This is a genomic window from Enterococcus sp. 5H (assembly GCF_028128615.1).
GTDB lineage: Bacteria > Bacillota > Bacilli > Lactobacillales > Enterococcaceae > Enterococcus_L.
The window spans coordinates 1-2,018 of record NZ_AMDP01000013.1 but is presented as its reverse complement, the minus strand read 5'-3'; the positions used below and the strand labels follow the sequence as shown (position 1 = coordinate 2,018).

Genomic DNA, 2,018 nt, shown 5'->3' with positions numbered 1-2,018 from the left:
CGCTTCTTTTTTCAAAATATTTGCCGTCACTAAGAAGCCAACTAGATTTTTCATATTTAATACCAATAACGGAAAAACTGCTAGTAAATAACCACTTAAAATACCAGCATCTCCCCCATCAGCTAAAATTCTAGCTGCAACTTCCTGAACCATTAAAATAGATAATGTCCCCCCTGTAATTGACGCTGTTCCTGCTACTGCTACATTTGTATCAAATAATTGCATTCCTACAAGCAGTAAAATAATCGTCATTAATACGACCGTTGCTGCGCCAATAACAAAGGTACGCCATTGAGCTTTTAAATCGGCAAAGCTCATCATCGTTCCCAAATGAACAATGATAACGCCCACAACTGCATTTCCTATATTTAACAATCCTGAATCTAAAATTAAATCATGTGGAAAAAAGTCAGTTGCAAATCCGACCAAAAAGATAATTGACGCGACTAACATCATTGAAATTAATGCCTTTGTCTTTTTTGAAACAAATTCTCCAATTGTCCAAACAAGCATAACAATTGCAAATGCTACTACTGGTTGCATAATAGTTCTCTCCTTCTCAAATAAATGTTACTAATACACTCTGTAGTAAGCACTTCTTATCAATTTATTGGTTGTTGATCGCTACTAAAAATGTTATAGACAACTTTAAACTTTTCTTTAAAAATAGGATCCGACAGGTAACTACTATTTTCAGATTCTAGATTTTGAATAATTTAAATATTTGGGCTCACTACATAAGCGTAGTTGAAAACTAGCATTCAAAACGCTGATAATATACACATATATAGATTATTCTGCAAAATAAGCTACGGTTCAATTAACCGTAGCTATTTAGATCCCATTAACAATTTCATTACTCGGTTTGAAATAAAATCCTTTTCCCCATCCTAATTAATAACAACTGGATTATAAACAATCGAAATAGATTTTTTTCATCTAGAAATAGCTATTATATTTTTGATCATAATATTATTTCTATTTAAGCTACATCCATCCAAAAAATTCTGCACAATTTATCTTGTAATTAAATACTTTAAAAAACAAATATTCACTTTATTTTTATTATTCCTTTAAACAAAAGACAAGGTCTTCAAATAGATCTATGTAATCTATTTTGTCTATTCCTATAAAATTTTTCTTTACTATACTTTTAACATCAACTTTATCATAATTATTATCAAGTACTATAATCTTATGGATAACCATCCCGTCAGTAGTAGTAAAACCTACTAACCATATACAACATTCTTCCCAAGTCTCGTCAAATGACATAGTTTATCCTCCTGTTTATTCTCAATATCAATATAATCAATCCATACAAGCCTAAACTACAGATTATGATGTACTTGACAAATATTTTAGGGCTATGCCCATAGTTTTCTATTCTCTTTGTATAGTATTGGTTCGGACTCATCATAAAATGAAATTTCCCCTCCTGTACTCACTTGTTCTCCAAAACTCTATATACCATACACCTCTGATGAAAATAACATTACTTGTACGAGTAAAAATAATGAATACAAAATGGTAGTCACTACCTTTTTTTCATTTCCTTCTCCTTATGGCTGCCCAGCCATTACCTTCCATGTAACTACACCTTCAAACCTACCGGTGTGGACAATATCTCTAGCGTCAATCTGGAATTTTACACCATCCGTACCAGCTTCTGTTCCCCAATTATCACTAATATTAATATTATCTACTCCACTACTGTTATTTGAATATATCATTTGTGCATTAGTATTTAAGACTTCCTCTTGGCCGTTATAAACAAAACGCAACGCATTTATTAACTCTTTTCCTTCATTATTTCTCATTGGTGTGGATAATGAAGCTGTTACATGCCAACCAGACTCTACATTTGCACGTGTATCCGTAACTATTAGTGGCATATCGATCATGGGATCTTCTATTCGCTGAGTTGTCGCATTATATGTTAACGAGCCAAAATCAATAGTACTTGGTGCTGATGTTAAACTTAAAATACCTTGAAGTTTATATTGAACCGTTACTTC

At 32.2% G+C, this 2,018-nt stretch carries 2 protein-coding genes and 1 pseudogene; all 3 read right to left on the bottom strand.

The features are described from left to right. Positions 1 to 543 (bottom strand): annotated as a pseudogene (locus C240_RS03740) (hypothetical protein); the annotation flags it as partial. Between the two features lie 522 nt (positions 544 to 1,065). Beyond that, positions 1,066 to 1,275: a hypothetical protein gene (locus C240_RS03735; RefSeq protein WP_271491162.1), complete on the bottom strand. Its 210-nt coding sequence runs from the start codon at positions 1,273 to 1,275 to the stop codon at positions 1,066 to 1,068. Positions 1,276 to 1,562: 287 nt separating this feature from the next. After that, on the bottom strand, positions 1,563 to 2,018 hold a 456-nt coding region (locus C240_RS03730), incomplete at its 5' end, for a WxL domain-containing protein (RefSeq protein WP_271491157.1).